The organism is Candidatus Pelagibacter sp. PS_31, from assembly GCF_059417865.1.
The window spans coordinates 559706-583550 of the sequence record NZ_CM182069.1 but is presented as its reverse complement, the minus strand read 5'-3'; the positions used below and the strand labels follow the sequence as shown (position 1 = coordinate 583550).

At 29.0% G+C, this 23845-nt stretch carries 24 protein-coding genes and 2 tRNA genes; 21 read left to right on the top strand and 5 right to left on the bottom strand.

Going from position 1 to position 23845, the window contains the following annotated elements:
• Positions 1-4 precede the first annotated feature (4 nt).
• The 13 genes from AC5SLN_RS03235 to secF are packed head-to-tail and all read left to right on the top strand — an operon-like array spanning position 5 to position 10767.
• Positions 5-1120 (top strand): deoxyguanosinetriphosphate triphosphohydrolase, encoded by a 1116-nt coding sequence (locus tag AC5SLN_RS03235; RefSeq protein WP_027306941.1) that lies wholly within the window; start codon positions 5-7, stop codon positions 1118-1120.
• Positions 1120-2853, top strand: a complete 1734-nt coding sequence (gene argS / locus AC5SLN_RS03230) for an arginine--tRNA ligase (protein WP_027306942.1) — start codon at positions 1120-1122, stop codon at positions 2851-2853. Before AC5SLN_RS03235 ends, argS begins: the two co-directional genes overlap by 1 nt.
• Positions 2853-3116, top strand: a complete 264-nt coding sequence (locus tag AC5SLN_RS03225) for a hypothetical protein (RefSeq protein ID WP_011282074.1) — start codon at positions 2853-2855, stop codon at positions 3114-3116. Before argS ends, AC5SLN_RS03225 begins: the two co-directional genes overlap by 1 nt.
• Complete coding sequence (locus AC5SLN_RS03220) at positions 3106-4056, top strand: glycoside hydrolase family 3 N-terminal domain-containing protein (RefSeq protein WP_011282075.1); 951 nt, start codon at positions 3106-3108, stop codon at positions 4054-4056. The genes AC5SLN_RS03225 and AC5SLN_RS03220 overlap by 11 nt, the downstream gene beginning before the upstream one ends.
• A gap of 8 nt (positions 4057-4064) precedes the next feature.
• On the top strand, positions 4065-4805 hold the full coding sequence (locus AC5SLN_RS03215) for a segregation and condensation protein A (RefSeq protein WP_011282076.1): 741 nt from the start codon (positions 4065-4067) through the stop codon (positions 4803-4805).
• On the top strand, positions 4802-5503 hold the full coding sequence (gene scpB, locus AC5SLN_RS03210; protein ID WP_011282077.1) for an SMC-Scp complex subunit ScpB: 702 nt from the start codon (positions 4802-4804) through the stop codon (positions 5501-5503). The genes AC5SLN_RS03215 and scpB overlap by 4 nt, the downstream gene beginning before the upstream one ends.
• 42 nt (positions 5504-5545) lie before the next feature.
• Positions 5546-5746, top strand: a complete 201-nt coding sequence (gene tatA, locus AC5SLN_RS03205; RefSeq protein WP_006996943.1) for a twin-arginine translocase TatA/TatE family subunit — start codon at positions 5546-5548, stop codon at positions 5744-5746.
• A gap of 5 nt (positions 5747-5751) precedes the next feature.
• The gene (tatB, locus tag AC5SLN_RS03200; protein WP_020169402.1) at positions 5752-5973 is read left to right on the top strand and encodes a Sec-independent protein translocase protein TatB; all 222 of its coding nucleotides are present in this window, start codon (positions 5752-5754) and stop codon (positions 5971-5973) included.
• On the top strand, positions 5960-6724 hold the full coding sequence (gene tatC / locus AC5SLN_RS03195) for a twin-arginine translocase subunit TatC (protein ID WP_006996941.1): 765 nt from the start codon (positions 5960-5962) through the stop codon (positions 6722-6724). The genes tatB and tatC overlap by 14 nt, the downstream gene beginning before the upstream one ends.
• On the top strand, positions 6717-7976 hold the full coding sequence (gene serS / locus AC5SLN_RS03190; RefSeq protein ID WP_494594131.1) for a serine--tRNA ligase: 1260 nt from the start codon (positions 6717-6719) through the stop codon (positions 7974-7976). Before tatC ends, serS begins: the two co-directional genes overlap by 8 nt.
• Positions 7977-8026: 50 nt before the next feature.
• Positions 8027-8314 carry a preprotein translocase subunit YajC gene (gene yajC / locus AC5SLN_RS03185; protein ID WP_420887231.1) on the top strand — a complete coding sequence of 96 codons (288 nt, stop codon included), beginning with the start codon at positions 8027-8029 and terminating at the stop codon, positions 8312-8314.
• A 12-nt stretch (positions 8315-8326) separates the two neighbouring features.
• Positions 8327-9880: a protein translocase subunit SecD gene (gene secD / locus AC5SLN_RS03180; protein ID WP_494594129.1), complete on the top strand. Its 1554-nt coding sequence runs from the start codon at positions 8327-8329 to the stop codon at positions 9878-9880.
• Entirely contained in the window at positions 9880-10767 is an 888-nt protein-coding gene (gene secF, locus AC5SLN_RS03175; RefSeq protein WP_494594127.1) for a protein translocase subunit SecF, read from the top strand. The genes secD and secF overlap by 1 nt, the downstream gene beginning before the upstream one ends.
• Before the next feature lie 2 nt (positions 10768-10769).
• Here secF and AC5SLN_RS03170 read toward each other — a convergent pair whose 3' ends face one another.
• Both AC5SLN_RS03170 and uvrA read right to left on the bottom strand, forming a co-directional pair.
• Positions 10770-11360, bottom strand: a complete 591-nt coding sequence (locus tag AC5SLN_RS03170) for a urate hydroxylase PuuD (RefSeq protein WP_494594125.1) — start codon at positions 11358-11360, stop codon at positions 10770-10772.
• A gap of 26 nt (positions 11361-11386) precedes the next feature.
• Positions 11387-14266 carry an excinuclease ABC subunit UvrA gene (gene uvrA, locus AC5SLN_RS03165; protein ID WP_494594123.1) on the bottom strand — a complete coding sequence of 960 codons (2880 nt, stop codon included), beginning with the start codon at positions 14264-14266 and terminating at the stop codon, positions 11387-11389.
• A 90-nt stretch (positions 14267-14356) separates the two neighbouring features.
• On the opposite strand from uvrA, the gene ssb reads away from it, so the two are divergent.
• From ssb to AC5SLN_RS03135, 6 genes are all read left to right on the top strand, one after another.
• Positions 14357-14815, top strand: coding sequence for a single-stranded DNA-binding protein (gene ssb, locus AC5SLN_RS03160; protein ID WP_006996934.1), 459 nt, complete (start codon positions 14357-14359; stop codon positions 14813-14815).
• A 5-nt stretch (positions 14816-14820) separates the two neighbouring features.
• Entirely contained in the window at positions 14821-17370 is a 2550-nt protein-coding gene (gene gyrA / locus AC5SLN_RS03155) for a DNA gyrase subunit A (protein WP_494594121.1), read from the top strand.
• Positions 17370-17864, top strand: coding sequence for a pantetheine-phosphate adenylyltransferase (coaD, locus tag AC5SLN_RS03150; RefSeq protein WP_011282085.1), 495 nt, complete (start codon positions 17370-17372; stop codon positions 17862-17864). Before gyrA ends, coaD begins: the two co-directional genes overlap by 1 nt.
• A complete protein-coding gene (locus tag AC5SLN_RS03145; RefSeq protein WP_011282086.1) occupies positions 17857-18411 on the top strand; it encodes a peptidylprolyl isomerase in 555 nt (184 codons plus the stop codon). Before coaD ends, AC5SLN_RS03145 begins: the two co-directional genes overlap by 8 nt.
• 18 nt (positions 18412-18429) lie before the next feature.
• Positions 18430-19542, top strand: coding sequence for a tRNA guanosine(34) transglycosylase Tgt (tgt, locus tag AC5SLN_RS03140; RefSeq protein WP_494594119.1), 1113 nt, complete (start codon positions 18430-18432; stop codon positions 19540-19542).
• 200 nt (positions 19543-19742) lie between these two features.
• Positions 19743-19818, top strand: a tRNA-Lys gene (locus AC5SLN_RS03135).
• Positions 19819-19838: 20 nt separating this feature from the next.
• Here AC5SLN_RS03135 and AC5SLN_RS03130 read toward each other — a convergent pair.
• On the bottom strand, positions 19839-20666 hold the full coding sequence (locus tag AC5SLN_RS03130; protein ID WP_494594117.1) for a M48 family metallopeptidase: 828 nt from the start codon (positions 20664-20666) through the stop codon (positions 19839-19841).
• Positions 20667-20789: 123 nt separating this feature from the next.
• Between AC5SLN_RS03130 and AC5SLN_RS03125 the strand changes: the two genes are divergently transcribed.
• Positions 20790-21404: a DUF502 domain-containing protein gene (locus AC5SLN_RS03125; protein ID WP_494594115.1), complete on the top strand. Its 615-nt coding sequence runs from the start codon at positions 20790-20792 to the stop codon at positions 21402-21404.
• Here the strand turns inward: AC5SLN_RS03125 and AC5SLN_RS03120 are convergent.
• The gene (locus AC5SLN_RS03120; protein WP_494594113.1) at positions 21401-23452 is read right to left on the bottom strand and encodes an ATP-dependent DNA helicase RecG; all 2052 of its coding nucleotides are present in this window, start codon (positions 23450-23452) and stop codon (positions 21401-21403) included. The genes AC5SLN_RS03125 and AC5SLN_RS03120 overlap by 4 nt on opposite strands.
• 24 nt (positions 23453-23476) lie before the next feature.
• Here AC5SLN_RS03120 and AC5SLN_RS03115 point away from each other — a divergent pair, with 24 nt between their 5' ends.
• Positions 23477-23743 (top strand): succinate dehydrogenase assembly factor 2, encoded by a 267-nt coding sequence (locus AC5SLN_RS03115; RefSeq protein WP_494594111.1) that lies wholly within the window; start codon positions 23477-23479, stop codon positions 23741-23743.
• Here the strand turns inward: AC5SLN_RS03115 and AC5SLN_RS03110 are convergent.
• Positions 23744-23833: transfer RNA gene (locus tag AC5SLN_RS03110), tRNA-Ser, on the bottom strand. It abuts the gene before it with no gap.
• Positions 23834-23845 lie beyond the last annotated feature (12 nt).

The following is a 23845-nucleotide window of genomic DNA, read 5'->3' as shown; positions in this document are numbered from 1 at the left end:
AAGTATGAATAATTACTCAAATTTAGCTTTATCTAAAAGCAAAGGTCGTATTTTTAAAGAAGCTAATTCACTTTACAGAACTCCATTTCAAAGAGACAGAGATAGAATTATTCACAGTGCCTCATTCAGAAGGTTAAAACATAAAACACAAGTTTTTGTTAACACAGAAGGGGATCATTTTAGAACTAGAATTACCCATTCAATTGAGGTTGCGCAAATTGCAAGATCAATAGCTAAACATTTAGGTTTAAATGATGATCTAGCTGAAACCTTAAGTTTGGCTCACGACTTAGGGCATACTCCGTTCGGACACGCTGGAGAAGATGCTCTTAATGAATGTATGGTTAACTTTGGAGGCTTTGACCACAATCTTCAAACCTTAAGAATAGTTATGTTTCTTGAGCATAAATACCTTAAATTTAAAGGCCTGAACTTAACATTAGAAACTTTAGATGGATTATTAAAGCACAATGGCGCAATTGATGATCTCTCCACAGTTAATAGGTTGATTGGATTAAAAAGTTTTAAGAATAAAATAAACTTTACTAACTCTGGTTCATTGGAAGCTCAAATATCAGCAATCTCAGATGACATTGCTTATAATAATCATGACATACAAGATGGAATTAGAGCTAAAATGTTTAATTTAAACGACTTGATTGAAATTAATTTTTTTAAAGATATTTATAAATCACACAAAAATAATATTAAAAACAACAATAAAGATATTTTGATATATCAAATAATACGAGATTCAATTGATTTAATGGTTAGAGATTTAATTAAGAATACTAAAAATAATTTAAAAAATAATAAAGTCAAATCTTTAAAAGATGTTTATAACTTAGATGATCCTATAGTGTGTTTTTCAAGTAAATTTCTTAAAATTGAAAAAGAAGTTAGGTTTTTCCTTAGAAGCAAAATGTATAACAATAAAAAAGTATTATTAAAAAATAATCATGGAAAAAAGATTATTAATAAACTCTTTTATAAAATTAAGAATAAGCCCAAAAAATTTTTAAACGATGATCAATTAAAGAATGATCTAAATAGAGCAATAGCTGATTTTATCTCAGGTATGACAGATAGATATGCAATCAATTTAAATAAAGGTATTTAATGAACATTTTTGATCTCTACTTGGATAAAATAATAATCTTGATTAAAAAGCTTAATAAAGATGGTTCTTTAGAATTACCTGAATCTTTAAATGGAATTAATGTAGATATACCACCATCAAATTTTGACTGCGATATATCAACCAATGTAGCCATGGTGCTCTCTAAGGCTAATAAAAAATCTCCAATTGATATTGCAAATATTTTAATTGAATTAATTAAAAATGAAGATGAAAAAATAGAATCTATTTCTGCAGCAAAACCAGGATTTATTAATATTAAATTTAAGACAATATATTGGAATAATTTTATTAAAAGTATTAATCAAAATCACAAGGATTACGGTGTCAATAATAAAGAAAAAAAACAAAAATATCTTATAGAATTTGTTTCAGCTAATCCCACTGGCCCTCTTCATGTTGGACATTGTAGAGGTGCAATATTGGGAGATGTTATTTCAAATATATTAATTTTTAACAAGCATGATGTTTCAAAAGAATATTATGTTAACGATTATGGTAATCAAATCATAAATTTTACAAAATCTGTTTTTTTTAGAATTAGGGAAATACTTTTTAATGAAAAATTCCCAATTGAAAACTCTGATTTATATCCTGGTGATTACTTAGTTGGTATTGCTAAAAATATTATAAAATCTAATAAAGTTTTAAAATTTGATAAATTTGAAAATGTTTCAAAAGAACTAACTTTATTATCGGTTTCAGAATCTTTAAAATTGATTAAAAATAATTTATCAAATCTTGGAATAGTGCACGATAGATTTACAAGTGAAACTGATATTGTCTTAAATAATGAAGTTCAGAAAGCAATTGATAAATTAAAGGAAAAAAAGCTTGTTTATAGTGGAAAAATTAAGGCTCCCAAAGGTGAAGATGATGAAAACTGGGTAGAAAGGGAGCAACTTTTATTTAAATCAACAGATTTTGGTGACGATAAAGATAGAGCACTTCAAAAGTCTGATAAATCGTGGACTTACTTTGCTAGTGATGTTGCCTATCATGATAATAAATTAAATAGAAATTACGATACACTTATTAATATATTAGGGGCTGACCATGCTGGCTATATTAAAAGGATAACTTCTGTCGTTGAAGCTCTATCAGGAGATAAAAAAAAATTGATTTGTAAAGTAAGTCAACTCGTCAAATTAATTAAAGATGGAAAACCTTTTAAAATGTCAAAAAGAAAAGGTGACTATATAACAGTTGAAGACTTGATAGCCGAAGTTGGTAAAGATGCCACGAGATTTATTATGCTTAATAGAAGTAGCGATGTAGAGTTAGATTTTGATTTTACAAAAGTTAAAGAAAAATCTAAAGATAACCCACTTTATTATGTCCAATACTGTTATGCTAGAATATCATCTGTCTTTAGACACGTAAATCTTAATATAGAAAATGATTTGAATATAAAAGATTACGAATTTGCATATACGGGTGATGAAATAAAGATATTAAAAAAAATAGCAGAATGGCCTAAGTGTATTGAAGCTGCAAGTCTAAGACTTGAACCCCACAGAATACCAGTTTATCTTTACGAACTATCATCAGAATTTCATTCTTATTGGAATATGGGCAAAGAGGATCAATCAAAAAGGTTTATTAACGAACAAAAGAAAATTTCAAATGATAAATTAGTTTTTTTAAAAGTTATATCTAATGTTATCAAATCTGGAATGGATATTGTTGGAGTAGACACTCCTCAAAAAATGTAATGTTAAAAGAACTTAAATATCTTTTATTTTTGATTGTTATAATTTTATTTTTTTTTCTATCTTTCAAATATTATTTTTCAAATGAAAATAAAAAAAATTCATACCGATCTTTGAAAAATATTGAGGATAAAACTGAAAATTATTCTCGCAATCTTATTATACTTAAAAGTGATACTGTTGATATTGTTGAATATGTTGAAAAAACCATAGATAAAAATAAAAAGAATTACAAGTTTTGGGAACTAATTAATAATGATGGATAATCGTAAAAGTTTCATAGTTGGTTTAAAATCTACTAAATTATTGACTAGTGAAAAAAAATTTCTAATTAAACACAAGCCTTGGGGAATAATACTTTTTTCAAGAAATATTAAAAATATTGAACAATTAAAAAAATTAACAGGTCAAATTAGAAAAATATTCAATGATAAAAAATATCCTATTTTAATTGATCAAGAGGGTGGTAGAGTTAATAGATTAAAAAAATTTTTTAAAGCAGATAAGTTTACTGGAGAATTTTTTGGTAATCTTTATCTTAAAGATAAAAAAAAATTTTATATCGAATATAAAAAGTTTATCAATAAAACTGTCTTATTATTAAAAAATGTAGGAATTAACATAAATACTTTACCAGTCCTTGATGTTAGATCCAAAGGATCAAGTGCAATAATTGGTGACAGAGCCTTTTCAGACAATGCAAAGATTGTTTCAGAAATTGGAGATATTTGTATTAAAGAGTTTCATAATAATAAAATTGCCACTGTGATAAAGCATATACCAGGACATGGTTTAGCAAAGGTCGATAGTCATAAAAAAACTCCTACAATCAATAAGGAATTAAGATATTTAAATAATCATGACTTTTTGGCATTCAAAAATAAAAACAGTTTATTTGCAATGACAGCACATCTTATTTATAAAAAAATTGACAAAGTTAATACCGCAACACATTCGAAGAAAATTATAAAATTAATAAGAAATCTAATTAAATTTAGAAATATTTTGATGTCCGACGATATATCAATGAAAAGTTTAAAAGGCTCTATAGCAATTAATACAAAGAAATCTTTTAGTGCAGGTTGTGATTTAGTTCTTCATTGTAATGGAAATTTAAAAGAAATGAATGATGTAGCCCTATATTCACCAGTTATAAGTAAGTTTATTAAAAAAAAAACATCACAATTTTATAAGATTATAAGCTAATATTTGTCATGGCCGATTCTGATTCTAAAAACTTTAATGTAGATCTTGATAATTATAACGGCCCACTTGATGTGTTATTAGATTTGGCAAAAGCTCAAAAAGTTAATCTTGAGAATATTTCTATAACATTACTGGCTGATCAATTTCACAATTATATTACTAATGAAAAAAATCTAAATCTAGAATCTGCATCAGAATACTTGTTGATGGCTACATGGTTAACTTATCTTAAATCAAAACTTTTGTTGCCAGGAAATCCAGAAGAAGAATTTAAAGTTTTAGAAGTTGCTGAAAAATTAAAATTACAATTAAAAAAATTAGAATTGATTAGATTACTTTCTGACCAAATGTTACAAAGAAAAAGACTTGGTAGAGAAATAAGAACTAGAGGAATTAAAGGAAATATACGATCTATATATAGTACTGAATATAAACTAAATCTTTACGAACTTTTAAAATCTTATTCCTCAATTATTATGACCAAAGATTTTCAAAGGATGAATATTCCTAAACTTCCAGTTTTTACCACTGAAGATGGCATCAAAAGAATAAAAGAATTCTTTGGTAAATTAATTGATTGGAGAAATATTAATGAACTAATACCTTCTTCATTTAAAAGTGGCTCAAAATTTAAAACAACCGGTAAAGCAGGAATTTTTGCTGGTTCCTTAGAGCTGGTTAAAGAGGGCAATCTGACTATAAAGCAAGAAAACTTATTTGATGATATTTATATTAAAGAATTAAAATGACAAAAATAAAAAAAGAAACAAATAACAATATAGTTACTTTCCCATCAAAAATGAATGATGGCGAAAGAGAAGTTGAGGCAATAATTTTTGCTGCTGCTGAACCATTAGATATTGACACTATCGAATCTAAAATTTCAAAAAAAATTGATGTTTTAAAATCATTACAGAAATTACAAAAAGAATATTCATTAAGAGGAATTAATCTAGTTTGTATTTCTAATAAATGGTCTTTTAGAACTTCTGAAAATTTATCGAACCTTATGTCTCAAGAAAAAACTGTAGAAAAAAAATTATCAAGAGCTGCAGTTGAAACATTAGCAATAATTGTTTATCACCAACCTGTTACTAGAGCTGAAATAGAAGAAATAAGAGGTGTTGCTTTTGGAACAAACACACTTGAGATTTTAATGGAGCTAAATTGGGTAAAACCACAAGGCCGTAAAGATGTACCCGGTAAACCAATTCAGTATGGAACAACTGATGATTTCTTAAGTCATTTTAGTCTTCAAAAATTGTCTGATTTACCTACAGTTGACGAATTGGGATCTGCCGGTCTTATTGATAGCTCAAATATTGATAATGCAATATTTGGTACTGGTAAATTTTACAAAGAGAAACAAGTTGAAAAAAAAGAGGATATTTATGAAAATATCGATGAGATGTTAGGTGGAACACTAAGTCCAGACGAAGAAAAGTAAAAAGTTACTTTAAAAATAAATTTAAAAGAGGTATAAAATATTATGAGCATTGGAATTTGGCAAATAGCAATCGTAGTTATTCTTGTTGTACTTTTATTTGGTAGAGGCAAGATATCTAGCTTAATGGGCGATGTAGCCAAAGGTATAAAAAGTTTTAAAAAAGGTATGGCTACAGACATTACAGACGAACCTGAGCCTAAAAATGTTTCAGAAAATAATCAAGATAGCAAAGACAAAGAATAGATTAAATGCCCACTATTGGCTGGTTTGAGATTTTAATAGTAGTTGCTGTTGCAATCATTGTTATTGGACCCAAGGACTTCCCCTATATGTTAAAAAAAGTTGGTTCGTGGATTGGAACCACAAAAAGATATATTAGCAATATACAAAATGAGGTAGCTGACCTTGATATCAATTCTAATGAAATAGAAAAACCTATAGAAGAAAAAAAAGATAATGACAAAATCTGAAAATGAAGGCGGTTTTGTAAGCCATCTAACTGAACTTAGAAAAAGATTAATTCATTCTTTTATTTTTTTATTCATTTTTTTTATTGGATGTTATTTTTTTTCAGAACATTTATATGGTTTTTTAGTTGAGCCTTTTGCTAAAGCAGTAAATGAAAGTGGAACTGATAGAAGGTTAATTTTTACAGCTTTGCAGGAAACATTTTTAACATACTTAAAGGTATCTTTTTTTGCAGCATTCTTTGTTACATGTCCCTATATATTGGTACAAATATGGAAATTTATTGCACCAGGACTCTATAAGCATGAAAAAATTGCAATTGTTCCTTATCTAGTTTTAACGCCTATATTATTTTTTCTAGGAGGCATGCTTGTTTATTATTTAATAATGCCACTAGCTATTAAGTTTTTTCTCTCTTTTGAGAGTACAGGAGCTTCAACAGGATTACCCATTCAATTGGAAGCTAAAGTTAGCGAATATCTTTCTCTGGTTATGAAATTAATTTTTGCATTCGGTATAAGTTTTCAGTTACCTGTTGTCCTTAGCTTATTAGCTAGAGTAGGTATTGTTGATGCTGAATTTCTTAGAAAAAAAAGAAAATATGTCGTTGTAATGATTTTTGCTGCAGCTGCACTATTAACACCACCTGATCCCATAACTCAAATTGGACTAGCAATACCATTATTGATTTTATATGAATTATCTATATTTTCTGTAAACATTATTGATAAGAAAAATAAAAAAAATGCATAATATTAAAGAAATTAGAAATGATGTTGAGGCTTTTAAAAAAGCTTTGAATAAAAGATTTATAGAAATAGATGTAGATAAGATTTTATCGTTGGATGAGAATAATAGAGAGTACATCCAACAAAGAGAATTACTTGAAAAAGAAAAAAAAGATATCTCAAAGTCTAAAGATCAATCACTTTTTGAAAAATCAAAAAAGATAACTGTTGAAATAGATAATATTAGTAAATTACAAGCTAGTGTTAAAAATGAATTGGAAACAATTTTGTCATCAATACCAAATATACCTCATCCAGACGTTCCTACAGGTAAAGATGAAAACTCAAATGTAGAAATTTCTAAATCAGGAACAATACCAAATTTTAAATTTAAACCTAAATCACATTATGTATTAGGTGAAGACTTAAACATGCTTGATTTTGATCTAGCAACGAAAACTACTGGTTCAAGATTTGTTTTTGTAAAAGATAAATTGGCCATGCTAGAAAGAGCTTTATCAAATTTTATGCTTGATACACATGTGAATACTAATGGTTATGAAGAAATATCCCCGCCATTAATTGCAACAGATGCTACTATGTATGGTACGGGACAATTACCTAAATTTGATAATGACCAGTTTGAACTTAAATTAGACGACTCTAGTGACAGAAAATTTTTAATTCCAACTGCTGAAGTTATTTTAACCAATATTGTAAAAGACCAAATTATTGATAAAAAAAAACTTCCAATGCGAATGGTTGCCTCAACACCCTGTTTTAGAAAAGAAGCTGGAAGTTATGGTAAAGATACTAAGGGAATGATTAGACAGCACCAATTTTACAAAGTTGAAATGGTGAGTATTGTTGAAATTGATAAGTGCTTACCAGAACTTGATAGAATGACTGATTGTGCAACTAAAATTTTAGATTTACTAAAACTTCCATACCGAAAAATTGTTTTATGTACTGGTGATATGGGTTTTAGTGCTGAAAAAACTTTTGATATTGAGGTGTGGCTTCCATCAGAAGATAAATATAGAGAAATCTCAAGTTGCTCTTCATGTGGATCATTTCAAGCTAGAAGAATGAAAGCCAGATATAAAAACGAAAAAAAAGAAACTGTGCTTGTTGGCACCTTAAACGGCAGTGGTTTAGCAGTTGGTAGAACATTAGTTGCTATATTAGAAAATTATCAACAAGAAGACGGGTCTATTCTAGTGCCAGAAGCTTTAAAGCCTTACATGAATAATATTGAAAAAATCGTTAAGATTTAAAGTTGTTTTAATTAGATAGATGTTGTAAGAATTCACTTTAATTAAGGAGAATTATGGATCAAGGAATAGGCCAATTTATACCACTAATTTTAATTTTTGTTATTTTTTACTTTTTTTTAATAAGACCTCAACAAAAGAAAGTTAAAGAGCATAAAGCCATGGTAGAAAACTTATCAAGAGGAGATAAGGTTGTAACTTCTGCTGGTATTATAGGGACAGTTGAAAGAATTATTGATAATGAAAAAGTTGAAGTGCAAATTGCTGACAACGTTAAAGTAGAAATTATTAAATCTACAGGTATTCAAGGATTACTTAACTCCCCTGAAGTAAAAAAATAACATTTTACTAAAGTGTTATACTTTTCCAAATTAAGAATTACCTTAGTTTCTTTAGTATCAATTTTTTTTATTTTTATTGCTGCATCAAATTTTCAAAACCCTGAAGACAGTTTTATTTCTAAAAAGATAAATCTAGGTTTAGATTTACAAGGCGGATCATATCTTTTGCTAGAAATTGATAATGAACCCGTTGAAATTCAAAAATTACAAAATACAACAACTGTTATTAGAAATTTTTTAAAAGATAAGAAAATATCTTTTAACGATCTAAGAATTGAAGATAAAAAAATAATATTCAGTATACCCAATGATAATATTGAGTTGGTTCAATCTTTTTTTCTTGATAAAGAAAGTGATATTAACCCTTATTATTTTCAATACAAATCACATCAGTTTGATGTAAATATTCAAGATAATGAATTTACGCTAACTCTATCAAAATATGGACTTATTGAAATTAAAACATCTTCACAAGATCAAGCTATAGAAATAGTTAGAAGAAGAGTTGACGAAGTAGGTACAAATGAACCCAATATTCTGAAAAGAGGTAATAATAGAATTCTAGTTGAGCTTCCTGGTCTTGATGATCCCATGCGTATCAAATCACTTTTAGGAAAAACTGCAAATTTAACATTTAGATTTGTCACTCAAAATAATAATGACACTTTTGGTACTGAAATGCTTCAATTTGAAGATGGAACTAGCGAAGCAATGGTTAGCAAAAGAATAATCTTAAATGGTGAGAATTTATTGGATGCTCAACCACAAATGAATAATCAAACCAACGAAACAGTAGTATCATTTACACTTGATAGAGTGGGGGCAAAAAGATTTGGTAAAGCAACTAGTACAGGAATTGGCAAACAATTAGCAATTGTTCTAGATGGTAAAATTGTTAGTGCTCCAGTAATAAGGGATACTATAGCAAGTGGAAATGGTCAGATCAGTGGAAATTTTACATTTCAATCTGCAACAGACTTGGCATTACTTCTAAGATCAGGAGCGTTACCAGCGCCACTTAACATTATCGAAGAAAGAACAGTTGGACCTGACCTTGGTCAAGATTCAATTAATGCAGGAGTTATCGCCCTTATGATTGGTTTCTTATTAGTGATAATTTTTATGTTTGTTAAATATAGAATTTTTGGTCTAATTGCTAACATAACACTATTAATTAACTTATTTTTTTTAGTCGGTATTTTAACTTTATTTGAAGCAACATTAACACTTCCTGGAATAGCAGGTATCATTTTAACGGTTGGTATGGCAGTTGACGCTAACGTGTTAATTTTTGAAAGAATTAAAGAAGAATGCAAGAAAGAAAAAAATAATATTATAGCCTTTGATACAGGTTATGTGAAATCAAAAACTGCAATTATAGACGCAAATATAACTACATTAATTGCAGCTGTAATCTTATTCTTTATGGGCTCTGGACCAGTTAAAGGTTTCTCTGTGACTTTAGCTGTAGGAATTTTTACAACACTGTTTTCAGTTTATTTTATTGCAAGAATGCTTACTGGCCTTTATGTCGTTAGAAATAAAGAAAAGACTAAACTAATATAATGATTAATTTTAATAAATTTTATAAACTATTTAATCTAATTTCTTTAAGTTTAGTTATTGCATCTGTTCTATTATTATTTTTTAAAGGACTTAATTTTGGCGTAGATTTTAAAGGTGGAACTTTAATAGAACTAAGGTCTAACGATAAAAATATTAACGTTACTTCTTTAAGGCAATCTTTTAACAAAATGAAATTAGGAGATTTTAATATTAAAAAATTTGGCAATGAAAATGATTTTTTAATCAAAATAGAGAAAAAAGATACAAGTGCAAATGCTATAGAAGTTATTAAAAAAGATTTAACATCTTCATTGGGGAGTTCTTTTAATTTCAGAAGAGTTGAAAATGTAGGTCCAAAAGTTAGTTCTGAATTATTAAAGTCTGGTATTATTGCAATTGCACTATCTCTAGCTGCAATGTTATTTTACATATGGATAAGATTTGAATGGCAATTTAGCTTAGGTGCTATTTTAGCCCTATTTCATGATGTCATTATAACACTTGGTCTTTTTTCACTATTTAGTTTGGAAATAAATCTATCAATAGTTGCCGCCGTTTTAACTATAGTTGGTTATTCAATGAATGATACCGTTGTCATTTATGACAGAGTTAGAGAAAATTTAAGAAAGTTTTCTGATATCAAGATTTATGAACTTACAAATATCTCAATCAATGAAACACTTTCTAGAACTATAATTACATCAGTCACGACATTGCTTGCTTTAGTTTCAATTTATTTATTTGGTGGAGAAATATTAAAAGGTTTTTCACTAGCTATGATAATGGGTGTAGTATTTGGAACTTATTCTTCAATTTATATAGCTAATCCTATACTTGTGAAACTTAGAGTGTCCCAAAAAACAATCCTAAAAGAAGATACAGAATAGATTTAATAAAGATTTTGAGCTGCTACCATTGAAAGTAACATTGGTAACGATAAAAGAGTATTTGTTCTTGAAAACAACATTGCTGTTCTAGCTGATTTTGCTTTAACATCAGGTTCGCACTCAACAATACCTAGTGCTCTTTTTTGATTTGGCCAAATTATAAACCAGACATTAAAAGCCATGTATAAGCCAAGCCACATTCCAATACCAATAGCTGTACTTTTTCCACCACCTAAAGTCATAGCATCATGCAAATAACCATTTAAATAAGCTAAAATTAATCCAGACAATACTGTTAGTAAAGCTGCCCATCTAAAATAAAACAAAGCTGCTGGCGCAATAACTTTACCTATAGCAGGTTTTTGTTCGTCAGGAATTTTAGGCATGTTTGGAATTTGTACAAAGTTAAAATACCAAAGAAGTCCAATCCACATAATAGCAACCGTTACGTGAATAAATCTTGTTAACCAGCTCCAAAAAATTGTATCAAAATCAAAACCACCATTATCAAAAAATAATCCTAGAAAAAGGATAATAGCTAAAGCTAATGATGCATGAATTGTCCTTGGAAGAGATGATAGTAAATTACCCATAATTAGAATCACTATACACTAATTTTTTAAATCTTTAACTTCTTTTTAAATTTTTCTTCCAGCATAGGTTTTAAGAATTCCCCAGTGTAACTACCTTTTATTTTTATAATATCCTCAGGTTTACCTTCTGCGATAATATTTCCTCCTTTGACACCACCCTCAGGACCCATATCAACAATATAATCAGCCGTTTTAATCACATCTAAATTATGCTCAATAACAACAACAGTATTTCCTAGAGCCACAAACGTATGTAGTATTTCTAATAATTTTTTAATATCATGTTGGTGAAGTCCAGTAGTTGGTTCATCTAAAATATACATAGTTCTTCCTGTAGATCTTTTCGATAGTTCCTTGGCCAACTTAATACGCTGAGCCTCTCCACCAGATAATGTTGTAGCCTGTTGTCCAATCTTTATATAACCAAGCCCAACTTTTTTTAATGTTAATAGTTTGGTTTTTATATTTGAAATATTTTCAAAGTATTCACATCCTTCATCAACAGACATATTTAATACATCGGCTATACTTTTGTCCTTAAACTTTATTTCAAGAGTTTCTCTATTATACCTAGTTCCCTTACATTCATCACATTGTATATAAACATCAGGTAAGAAATGCATCTCGTATGTAATTACGCCATCGCCTTCACAAGCTTCACATCTTCCACCTTTAACATTAAATGAAAATCTTCCAGGTTTATATCCTCTTGTTTTTGACTCAGGTAGTGCCGTAAACCAATCTCTAATAGGCCCAAAGGCTCCGGTATAGGTTGCTGGATTTGATCTTGGTGTTCTTCCAATTGGTGATTGATCTATATCAATTATCTTATCTATAAGTTCAACACCCTTATAACCTTTAAATGCTTTTGGAACTTTTCTAGCTTTGTTATTTAAGGTTAAATTTAATGCATGATATAATGTTTGCAATATCAATGTAGATTTACCACTGCCAGAAACTCCAGTAACACAAGTAAAGCTTCCTGTTGGAATTTTAAGATTAACGTTATTCAAATTATTTCCACTAGCTCCATTAATTTCTACAAATCTACCATTCTTAGCAAGTCTTCTAATTCTTGGAATTTCTATATATTTTTTATGAGATAGGTATTGACCAGTGATGCTATTTTTATTTTTAAGTATCTCGTTATAAGTTCCTTGTGCAATGATCTCACCACCGTTAGTACCAGCTTCTGGTCCTAAATCTATTATGTGGTCAGCATTTTCCATAGTTTCAGTGTCATGCTCAACAACGATTACTGTGTTTCCAAGATCTCTTAGTCTTTTCAATGCATTAATTAGTTTAACATTATCTTTTTGGTGCAAACCTATAGAAGGTTCGTCAAGAACATATAATACTCCTGTCAATCCTGAACCAATTTGCGAAGCAAGCCTAATTCTTTGTGCTTCTCCACCGGAAAGAGTCCCGGACTCTCTTGATAAAGTTAAATACTCAAGCCCAACATTTAAAAGAAACGTTAACCTCTCATTAATTTCTTTTAGAATATGTTCTGCTATTTTAAATTGTCTTTTATCAAGATTTTGTTCCAACCCTTTAAACCAGTTAGCAGCATCTAAAATAGATTTTTTTGTAACATCGCTTATATTTTGATTATCAATTTTAACACATAAAGCTTCCTCTTTTAGTCTATTACCATTACAACCTTCACATGCAGAATCCGATTGATATTCCGCTATAGCTTCTCTCTTCCACTCACTGTCAGATTCAAGAAATCTTCTTTCAAGATTGTTTATGACACCTTCAAAAGTTTTTTTATGAGAGTATTTTTCATATCCATCATCATAGACAAATTTTATTTCTTCCTCGTCTGATCCAAATAAAATCACATCTTTAAATTTTTTGGGTAATTTTTTCCATTTTTCATCTAAAGAAAATCCATAGTGCTTAGCAATAGAGGCTAATGTTTGAGCATAATATAGTGTGGTTGATTTAGCCCACGGTTCTATAGCACCATCAGCTATACTTTTTTTTTCATCAGGAACTACTAAATTTGGATCTACATTTAATTTAATACCAATACCTTCACATTCAGCACACGCCCCATATGGACTATTAAAAGAAAAAAGTCTTGGTTCAATTTCTTCGATTGTAAAACCACTTTCTGGACATGCAAATTTCGTTGAGTAAATTAATTTTTCAATTTTTCTAAATTTTTGAGGTAAAGTTTCGTCTTCGTACTCAACAAATACAAGACCATTTGATAAATTTACAGCTGTTTCAATACTTTCAGCTAAACGATTTCCTAGATTTGAGTTCAAAACAATTCTGTCAATTAAAACAGATATATCATGCTTAAGTTTTTTATCTAATTCAGGTGCTTTATCTATGTCATAAAGAACCTCATCAATTTTAATTTTTCTAAAGCCTCTTCTTTTATAGCTTAAAATATCTTTTCTATATTCACCTTTACGGCCACGGACCACTGGCGCATATATATAAATTGTAGATTTTTTGGGAAGTTTTTTTATTAAATCGACAATCTGTGTAATTGTTTGTGATGTTATTGGTTTTCCAGTAAAGGGTGAATAGGGCACACCAGCTCTCGCATAGAGCACTCGCATATAATCATAAATTTCTGTAACTGTAGCAACAGTTGATCTTGGGTTCTTTGATGTATTTTTTTGTTCAATAGCTATCGCTGGACTTAATCCTTCAATAAGATCAACGTTAGGTTTTTTCATTTTATCTAAAAATTGACGAGCATAAGCAGATAAACTTTCAACATATCTTCTTTGTCCCTCTGCGTAGATAGTGTCAAACGCTAATGAAGATTTTCCAGAACCGGAAAGTCCAGTAATAACAACAAATTGATCTTTGGGTATTTCTACAGAAACATTCTTTAAATTATGCTCCTTTGCACCCTTGATAACTATCTTTTTGATCATAATTTTAGTTGCTTTAAATTAATTAAATTAATATTGAGTTTATATTGTGATATAAAAACTAAATAAATAAATAAACACTTATAAAATATTATGGCTGGAAGTTTAAATAAAGTATTATTAATTGGGCGTTTAGGCGCAGACCCTGAGATTAAACAAATGGTAAACGGCAAAAGCGTTGCAAGATTGAGTTTAGCAACAAGTCAATCATGGAAAGACAAGACAACAGGTGAAAAAAAAGAAAAGACGGAGTGGCACCGAATAGTTGTATTCAATGATGGGTTAGTAAATGTTGTTCAACAATATTTAAAAAAAGGAGCTCAAATTTATGTTGAAGGACAAATAGCTACTAGAAAATGGAAAGATGAACAATCTGGACAAGACAAATATTCTACAGAAATTGTAATTCAAGGATATAACTCCTCACTAACAATGTTAGGTGGAGGCAATACAGGTGGTGGAATCCAAAATGATAACACACAAGCACCTGCTAATAATTTTGAAGATAGTCCACAAACTTCAAATGATATGGATGACGAAATTCCATTTTAGTTTCTATGAAAGACACAGAAATACCTAAAGATAAAAATATTAAACTTATCTCAATGCATGATGAGATGAGTTCATCGTATTTGTCATATGCGATGAGTGTAATTGTGAGTAGGGCTCTTCCTGATGTTAGGGACGGACTTAAACCTGTTCATAGAAGAATATTATTTGCCATGTATAAAGGTGGTTACGATTGGTCAAAACAATTTAGAAAATCTGCAAGAATAGTTGGAGATGTAATTGGTAAATATCACCCACATGGAGATCAGTCTGTTTATGACGCTCTAGTTAGAATGGTTCAGGATTTTTCTATGAGTTTACCTCTTGTTCAGGGCCAAGGTAACTTTGGATCTATTGATGGAGATCCAGCTGCGGCTATGAGATATACTGAGACTAGATTGGCTAAAGTTTCGCAATACTTAATAGACGATATTGAAAAAGATACCATCGAATACAAGAGTAACTACGATGAAACAGAAAAAGAACCATCAGTTTTACCCGCTCAATATCCCAATTTATTGGTTAATGGAGCTGGTGGTATAGCAGTTGGAATGGCAACAAGCATACCTCCACATAATTTAGGTGAAATCATTGATGGAACATTAGCCTTAATTGAAAATAAAGATATTAAGATTAAAGAATTAATGAAACACATTCCAGGTCCTGATTTTCCTACAGGTGGTGTCATCATTGGGAAAGAAATTATTAAAGCAGGATATAATGTGGGTCGTGGGTCATTTAAAATTAGAGGTGAAATAAGTGTTGAAGCACAAAAAAATGGTAGAGAAAGACTAGTTATTACATCTGTACCTTATCAAGTAAATAAATCAGTTTTAAATGAAAGAATTGCCCAACTCGTTAGAGAGAAAAAAATTGAAGGAATAAAAGATATTAGGGATGAGTCTAATAGAGAAGGGATTAGAGTAGCAATTGATTTAAGAAATGGTGTTGAGCCAGAAACTATTAAGCGATTACTTTATAAAAATACTTCGATAGAAAGTTCTTTTGGTTTTAATACTTTAGCAATCGTTGATGGCAAACCTAAAATATGTAATTTAAAAGAGTTTTTAACAAATTTTTTAACGTTTCGTGAAGATGTTGTTATTAAGAAAACTAAATTTGACTTAAAAAAAGCAGAGGACAGAGCTCATATTTTGATTGGGTTATCTGTATCTGTTGAGAATTTAGATAAGATTATAAAAATTATACGGTCTTCAAAAACTCCTGATGATGCTAAAAAATCATTATTAAACACTAAGTGGAAAATTAATAAATCTTTAAAGTTAATTTCACTTGTCGAAGACAAGAAGGGGAAAAATTTATACTCATTATCTGACCCTCAAGTAATTGCTATTTTAGAACTTAGACTTCAAAAACTTACAGCTCTTGGTATTAATGAAATAGAAGTCGAAATCAAAAAATTAGCTGATTTAATTAAGGGATATAAGAAAATAATTAATTCCAAAAAAGAACTTTTAAACGTAATAAGTGAAGAGCTTAAAACTATTAAAGAAAAATTTGCTGTACCACGAAGAACTAAAATTATAGATGCTATTTTAAACTATGATATTGAAGAAACTATTCAAAAAGAGTCTGTTATTATTACAGTTACACTTCAGGGATATATTAAAAGAGGAGCATTAAGCAGTGTTAAACAACAAAAAAGAGGTGGCAAGGGTAAATCTGGGATTACAACGAGAGATGAAGATTCTGTAGTACAAACTTTATCAGTTAACACACACACTTCTGTTCTTTTCTTTTCGACAGAAGGACTTGTCTACAAAATTAAAGCTTGGAAGATACCTGAGGGTTCAACTACATCAAAAGGTAAATCTTTATTTAATATCTTACCTTTAAAAAATCATCAATCAATCAGTTCAATTATGCCATTCCCTGATGATGAAAGTGATACGAAAAATCTTCAAATTGTTTTTGCAACTGCAAAGGGCAAGGTTAGAAAAAACAGTCTAGAAGACTTTTCTTCCATTAATTCAGCTGGAAAAATTGCAATAAAATTAGATCCCAATGATAAAATCGTAGGAGTTGAAATTTGTAAAGATGATCAAGATGTAATGCTAAGTACAAAAAATGGTAAATGCATTAGATTTGAATCAAAAAAACTAAGAATATTTAAGGGTAGATCCTCAAAAGGTATAAAGGGTATAGAGCTATCTCCTAATGATGAGATTGTTTCTCTTTCAATAACAAATAAAGAAAAAATAAAAAAAGATACTAAACCTGATGGAAGATTTGTTTTATCAATTACAGAAAATGGATACGGCAAAAAAACTTTAAACAATGAATATAGAGTTACCAATAGAGGTGGTAAAGGCATAATTGGAATTGTTAATTCACCTAGAAATGGCAGTATATGTTCGTCATTTCCTGTTATAGAGGGAGATGATGTGATGATTTCAACAAATAAAGGTAGAGTGATTAGAGTTGCCGTTAAAGAAATCAGAACAGCGGGAAGAAATACTCAAGGTGTAAGAATTATTAAATTATCTGGTGATGAAAAAGTTGTTTCAGCAATAAAAATTGATGATAACTTGGAGTAATGAAAAAGGTTGCCGTATATCCAGGAACATTTGACCCAATTACCTTTGGTCATATTGATGTTATAAATAAAGCTTTAAAATTATTTGATAAAGTTATTATTGCTGCTTCTGATGGTGCTAATAAAAATTATCTTTTCAATTCACTTGAAAGAGTACAATTAATTAAAAAAGCCTTATTTGTTGATTTAAAGTTTGATAAAAAGAAGATTGAAGTTATTTCATTTACATCATTAACAACTGATTTATGCAAAAAATACAAATCTAATATTATTTTAAGAGGTTTAAGAGCAGTATCTGATTTCGAATATGAATTTCAACTAGCTGGAATGAATAGAAAATTGAACAATAATATAGAAACAATTTTTTTAATGTCTGATGTTGAAAATCAAATCATTTCATCAAGATTTGTTAAAGAAATAGTTAGACTAAAAGGCGATATCAAAAAATTTACTACAAAAAGCACAATAAAATCTTTAAAAGAAAAATATGAATAAACTTATAACAAAATTTTTAATTTTATTTTTTATACTAACCAACAATACAATCGCAGAGGAGAATATTATGATTTTAAAGCTTAAAGATGGAGACGTTAAAATAGAACTTTTTGAAGATGTGGCACCTAATCATGTCAAAAGAATTAAGCAATTAGCAAAAGATGGTAAATACGATGGTGTTGTATTTCACAGAGTGATTGATGGCTTTATGGCGCAAACTGGTGATGTTCAGTTTGGTAACTCTTCTAATGATCAATTTGATTTAAGAAGAGCTGGAATGGGTGGCTCTGATTTACCTGATCTTAAAGAGGAATTTAGTGATTTACCTCATGAAAGAGGAACACTATCTATGGCTAGATCACAAGATCCAAATAGTGCAAACAGCCAATTTTTTATATGTTTTAAAGAAGCGTCTTTTTTAGATAGACAATATACGGTATTTGGTAAAGTTATTGAAGGCATGGATCTTGTTGATAAAATCAAAAGAGGAGATCAAAACAATAACGGTTCTGTTTCTAACCCAGATAAAATCATTAGCTTTAAATAATTTTAGTTCACAAATTTCATGGCGTTAAAGAATTTCAAATTTAATGTCATACAGAGCGATAAATTTGCTAGAGTTGGAGTAATCGAAACTCATAGAGGCAATATTCAAACACCTGCTTTTATGCCTGTTGGAACACAGGCAACTGTAAAAGCTTGCCTTATTGACGATGTTATTAAAACAGGATCTGAAATAATTTTATCAAATACCTATCACTTAATGATCAGACCAGGTGTTGATAGAATTATTTCTGCTGGTGGTCTACATAAATTTATGAATTGCAAACTTCCCATACTTACTGATTCTGGTGGGTTTCAAGTTATGTCTCTTTCTAAATTAAACAAAGTAGACAGAGAAAAGGGTGCAATATTTAACTCTCATGTAGATGGTAAAAAATTTATATTAAGTCCAGAAGAAAGCATAAGAGTTCAAAAGGGTTTAGACTCTGATATTGTTATGATCATGGATGAGTGTCCTAAGAAAACTACTGACTATAAAGTAATTAATAAATCCATGGAACTATCCATATATTGGGCCGAAAGATCTAAAATAGCTTTTGGATTAAATCCACATAAAGCTTTATTTGGAATAGTCCAGGGTGGTCTATTCAAAAATCTAAGAACAAAATCTCTTAATAACTTAATTAAAATTGGCTTCGATGGATATGCTATTGGAGGACTTGCTGTAGGAGAAAGTCAAAATGAAATGTTTAGTGTTTTAGATGATTTAAAAAATATTATGCCTGATGATAAACCAAGATATTTAATGGGTGTAGGGACGCCAGCCGATATTCTTGGAGCTGTTAAGAGAGGTGTTGATATGTTTGACTGTGTAATGCCTACGAGATCTGGAAGAACCGGTTTAGCTTTTACTTGGAATGGTCGTGTGAATATCAAAAATAATAAATATAAAAATGATAATGAACCTCTTGATCCAAATTGTTCAAATTTAAATCTTAACAAGTATTCAAAAAACTATATAAATCATCTCTTCAATACGAATGAAATCTTAGGTTCTACACTTTTAACCCTACATAACATCAACTTTTATCAAGAATTAATGTCTTCTATTAGAGAAAATATTAAAAAAGGTACATTTGATAAATTTCATGATGAATACATTGATAAGTTGTAATTTAAATATTTGCAATTTCTGATGTTATGGAATAAATAATTGTTTTTTGGTAATAAAAATTATTCAAGTTTGATATTTTTTTATTGTTTAAGTTTTTAAGTGTAAAGAAATTTAAAAATTTTAAAGAAGACTTCACCAAAAGTTTTTTTTTAAAATTAAATAAAAAAAAACATTTATCTCATCTTTAATAATTTATATGTGGGCCCTTAGCTCAGTTGGTAGAGCAATTCCCTTTTAAGGAATGGGTCGATGGTTCGAGTCCATCAGGGCTCACCACTAAAATAATCTTTGAAATATTAGCTAATTGTAATCGGTGGATAGTCTAAAATAATACTATTTTCCCATTCTGATAAATCTTTTATCCTTTTTGAGGATGATGGATGTGTACTCATAAATTGAGGAGGCTCTTTGCCTTTATTTGCCTCTTTCATTCTTTCCCATAATTTTTTAGTTTCTCTAATATCATATCCTGATAATGAAGCAAAAATCATACCCAAATAATCAGCCTCACTTTCTTGTGTTCTAGAAAAGGGATTCATTATTCCTATTTGTGAAAGTAAACCAACAGTATTCATTCCTGTTATTCTGTTTACTTGTGACAACTTCCCACCAGAAAATATATCAATAAGTTGCGTGCTTGTATTTAATAAAACTCCTCTGCTAGCTCTTTCAACAGAGTGTTTTGCAACAGCGTGTGCAATCTCATGACCCATAACTGAGGCAAGACCGTTTGTATTTTTTGTAACATCAAGTATTCCTGTGTACACAGCTATTTTACCACCTGGCATGCACCAAGCATTTTTTACTTTTTTATTATCTATTAAAATATACTCCCAATCAAAATTAACAGTTGGATCATTTTGACCCGCTCTATAAAAATACTCAGATATTGCGTCTTCCATTCTTTTTCCAATATCTTTAATTTCATTGAGTGTTTTAGTGTCATCACTCATTTTTTCTTTTTCTTTAACTTTTTCAAAAATTTGAGCTGCCTGAGCATTTAATTTTGATTCAGGTATAATTTTCAATTGTCTTCTGTCTGTTATTGGGGTCGTAGAACAAGCGCTGAGCATTAAGCCCGAACATCCACATCCAATATAATTTAAAAATTTTCTTCTATTCATTTTATTAAAATTTTGATAATCATATAAATATATACTTTTATGAATTTAAACAATAAAATCTTAGTTGTACTTTTTGTTATAGCTGTATCTTTTGTAATTTATTCTAGCTATCATTAAATTTTTATGTCTAATAAAAAGAAAAAATCATTTGCTTTAAGATTAAGAAATTATTTTTTTACAGGTGTAATTGTTTTAATTCCAATTGGTTTTACCCTTTATTTAAGTAAATTTTTAATTAATTTTTCTACTAAATTAGTACCATCAGGTCTAAATCCTAATACTTATCTTCCTTATGCGATACCAGGTATTGAAATAATTTTAACAATTATTTTTATCACAGTTGTTGGTGGTCTTTCTTTAACTTTTATAGGTAAAAAATTTTTACAAATAATTGATGATTTGTTTAAAAGAATGCCAATATTAAGAACAATCTATTCTGCCATTGGACAAATGACAGATTCCTTTCGTGAGCAAGAAGGCAATAAAAAAAGTGTTGTACTAGTCGAGTATCCAAGAAAAGGTTCTTGGGCCGTAGGTTTTGCTACGAAAGAAAATTCAGGTGAAATTAAAGCTAAAACAAATATTAACTTAGTTAATGTTTTTGTTCCAACAACTCCAAACCCAACAAGTGGCTTTTTATTAATGATACCAAAAGATGATTTAATCTATTTAGATATGACATTTGAAGAAGCATCAAAATTTATAGTCTCGGCTGGAACTTCTAAGCCTAAAAGCTAAACCATATCATTAATTATATCTGCTTGATCATATAACTTGAGTAAAGCTTTATATTTTTTAATATCAGTATTCTCTAATTCTATCTTTTTTATTTGTTTCTCTGCCATTAAAAATAAATCTTCATTTTGAATGGGGTCTGCTAACCTAAAATTTTTAATTCCACTTTGTTTAAAACCAAGTAAATCACCAAAACCTCTTAATTTCATATCTTCTTCTGAAATTTCAAAACCATCATTAGAGTTTTTTAAAATATTAATTCTTTTTTTTGCATTCACACTTAGATTTGACTTAAACATCAATATACAACTTGCTTGTTTTGTTCCACGTCCAACTCTTCCTCTTAACTGATGTAACTGAGACAATCCAAATTTATTTGCATTTTCTATTATGATTACATTAGCATTAGGAAAATCAATACCAACTTCTATAATTGTCGTTGAAACTAAAATTGAATATTTTTTATTAAGAAATTTATTTAATATTTCTTCCTTCTCTTCATTGTCAATTTTTCCATGTAGTAGTGCAACTTTATTTGGGAAAATTTCATTAAGAAATTTGTATTTCGTAACTGATGATTGGTGGTCTAATTTTTTTGATTCCTCTATCAAAGGACACACCCAGAAGATTTGGTTTCCTTCTTTTATTTCTTTTTTTACAAAGTTGATAACATCATCTATTTTACTTTCTAATTTGCTATAAGTTTTAACTTCTTTTCTATTACTTGGTTTTTCTTTAATAATAGAAACATCCATATCACCATAAACTGACATAGTTAGAGTTCTCGGAATTGGTGTCGCTGACATTAAAAGAACATCACAATTATCACCCCCTTTATCTGATAAAAGTTTTCTTTGTCTAACACCGAATTTGTGCTGTTCATCAATTATAATATAACCAAGGTTTGCAAAAATTATTTTTTTTTGAAAAATTGCATGCGTGCCAAATACCATTTGAATTTCATTGTTTTGCAAGTTTTTTATAATTCTCTTTTTTTCACTATTTTCACTCTTACTAGAAAGTAATTCAATTTTTATATCTTTAGAAAATAGTTTTTTTGCTAAAGTATAATGCTGTCTTGCCAATATTTCAGTAGGAGCCATTAATGCAACTTGGAACCTTGCACTAATGACATTCAACGAAGAAATCAATGCGACAATAGTTTTACCACTCCCAACGTCACCTTGTAAAAGTCTAAACATTTTACTTTTAGAATTTAGATCCTTATTAATATCATCCAATGAATTTTTTTGATCATCGGTAAGTGTAAAGTTTAATTTATTAACTATATTCTTATGAGCTTTTTCACTGAAGTTTTTAGAAATTTTTTTAATTTTCTTAATTTTTTTTCGAATTTCTGAATTAACTAAAAAAGATGCTAATATTTCATCATAAGCAAGTCTTTTATAAAAGTCGGATTTATAATTTTCAATATTTTTTGGATCATGTAATTTTATTATAGATTCATTCCAACTTTCATTATTAAAAATTTTTAGAATATCTTTATCGTGCCACTCTGGTAAAATAGGCAAGTTTTTTAAAATTTGATTTATAATTTTATTATAGGTTTTTTCAGTAATACCTTCTGTTAATGAGTATTTATTATCAATATTTTCAATTAATGAACTGTCTTGTGAAATATATGTGGGATTTGTTATTTGATATCGTCCTTTATAATTGCCTATCTTCCCACTAATTGTCACTTCTTCATTTAGTGGTAAAATTTTTCTTACATATCCTTCATGACTATTAAAAAATATACAATCAATCTTTCCAGTTTCATCAATACAATTAACTCTATTAGGTAAGTTTCTAACTCTTGGAAATTGATATTTTAATGGAACAATCCTGATAGTTTGGATTACACCTATTTGAAGATCGCAAACTTTACTAACAAGCGTTCTGTCTGTATATGATTTAGGCAGTCTCCAGAGCAAGTCAAAAATATTATTTATTTTTTTTTTCTTCAAAATTTCCATGGTTTTTTTACCCACACCATTTAATTTTGTTAGATCAGCTAATAAATAATCAAAATTATTCTTATTTTTCATATTAGTTGTAATATATTAAATATTATGACCATTAATATAAAGGATTTAAAAAATAAAATAACTTATAGAGCTAACTATAGAGGCACTAAAGAAATGGATAAGTTGTTAGGTTCATTTACTAAAAAATATATTGATCAGTTTAATGAACAAGAGCTAACCCTTTTGTGTGATTTGTTAGACTTTGATGATGAGAATCTTTATAAATTTAATCAAGGTCAAAATCTAACAATTCAAATTGAATTAAACAAAGTTTCAGAGATGTTTAAAAATTATAATTATGCAAATGAATAGTGGCGGAGAGACTGAGATTCGAACTCAGGAAAGAGTTGCCCCTTTGCCGGTTTTCAAGACCGGTGCATTCAACCACTCTGCCATCTCTCCGTTAGCAACGTT

Excerpts from the sequence above, each read along its gene's own strand:
- tgt (WP_494594119.1), top strand. The coding sequence starts at position 18,430 with ATGGCGTTAAAGAATTTCAAATTTAATGTCATACAGAGCGATAAATTT.
- AC5SLN_RS03225 (WP_011282074.1), top strand. The coding sequence starts at position 2,853 with ATGTTAAAAGAACTTAAATATCTTTTATTTTTGATTGTTATAATTTTA.
- AC5SLN_RS03235 (WP_027306941.1), top strand. The coding sequence starts at position 5 with ATGAATAATTACTCAAATTTAGCTTTATCTAAAAGCAAAGGTCGTATT.
- tatC (WP_006996941.1), top strand. The coding sequence starts at position 5,960 with ATGACAAAATCTGAAAATGAAGGCGGTTTTGTAAGCCATCTAACTGAA.
- AC5SLN_RS03115 (WP_494594111.1), top strand. The coding sequence starts at position 23,477 with ATGACCATTAATATAAAGGATTTAAAAAATAAAATAACTTATAGAGCT.
- serS (WP_494594131.1), top strand. The coding sequence starts at position 6,717 with ATGCATAATATTAAAGAAATTAGAAATGATGTTGAGGCTTTTAAAAAA.
- tatB (WP_020169402.1), top strand. The coding sequence starts at position 5,752 with ATGCCCACTATTGGCTGGTTTGAGATTTTAATAGTAGTTGCTGTTGCA.
- gyrA (WP_494594121.1), top strand. The coding sequence starts at position 14,821 with ATGAAAGACACAGAAATACCTAAAGATAAAAATATTAAACTTATCTCA.
- ssb (WP_006996934.1), top strand. The coding sequence starts at position 14,357 with ATGGCTGGAAGTTTAAATAAAGTATTATTAATTGGGCGTTTAGGCGCA.
- secF (WP_494594127.1), top strand. The coding sequence starts at position 9,880 with ATGATTAATTTTAATAAATTTTATAAACTATTTAATCTAATTTCTTTA.
- scpB (WP_011282077.1), top strand. The coding sequence starts at position 4,802 with ATGACAAAAATAAAAAAAGAAACAAATAACAATATAGTTACTTTCCCA.
- coaD (WP_011282085.1), top strand. The coding sequence starts at position 17,370 with ATGAAAAAGGTTGCCGTATATCCAGGAACATTTGACCCAATTACCTTT.
- AC5SLN_RS03220 (WP_011282075.1), top strand. The coding sequence starts at position 3,106 with ATGATGGATAATCGTAAAAGTTTCATAGTTGGTTTAAAATCTACTAAA.
- AC5SLN_RS03125 (WP_494594115.1), top strand. The coding sequence starts at position 20,790 with ATGTCTAATAAAAAGAAAAAATCATTTGCTTTAAGATTAAGAAATTAT.
- AC5SLN_RS03215 (WP_011282076.1), top strand. The coding sequence starts at position 4,065 with ATGGCCGATTCTGATTCTAAAAACTTTAATGTAGATCTTGATAATTAT.
- tatA (WP_006996943.1), top strand. The coding sequence starts at position 5,546 with ATGAGCATTGGAATTTGGCAAATAGCAATCGTAGTTATTCTTGTTGTA.
- uvrA (WP_494594123.1), bottom strand. The coding sequence starts at position 14,266 with ATGATCAAAAAGATAGTTATCAAGGGTGCAAAGGAGCATAATTTAAAG.
- AC5SLN_RS03170 (WP_494594125.1), bottom strand. The coding sequence starts at position 11,360 with ATGGGTAATTTACTATCATCTCTTCCAAGGACAATTCATGCATCATTA.
- argS (WP_027306942.1), top strand. The coding sequence starts at position 1,120 with ATGAACATTTTTGATCTCTACTTGGATAAAATAATAATCTTGATTAAA.
- AC5SLN_RS03130 (WP_494594117.1), bottom strand. The coding sequence starts at position 20,666 with ATGAATAGAAGAAAATTTTTAAATTATATTGGATGTGGATGTTCGGGC.
- AC5SLN_RS03120 (WP_494594113.1), bottom strand. The coding sequence starts at position 23,452 with ATGAAAAATAAGAATAATTTTGATTATTTATTAGCTGATCTAACAAAA.
- AC5SLN_RS03145 (WP_011282086.1), top strand. The coding sequence starts at position 17,857 with ATGAATAAACTTATAACAAAATTTTTAATTTTATTTTTTATACTAACC.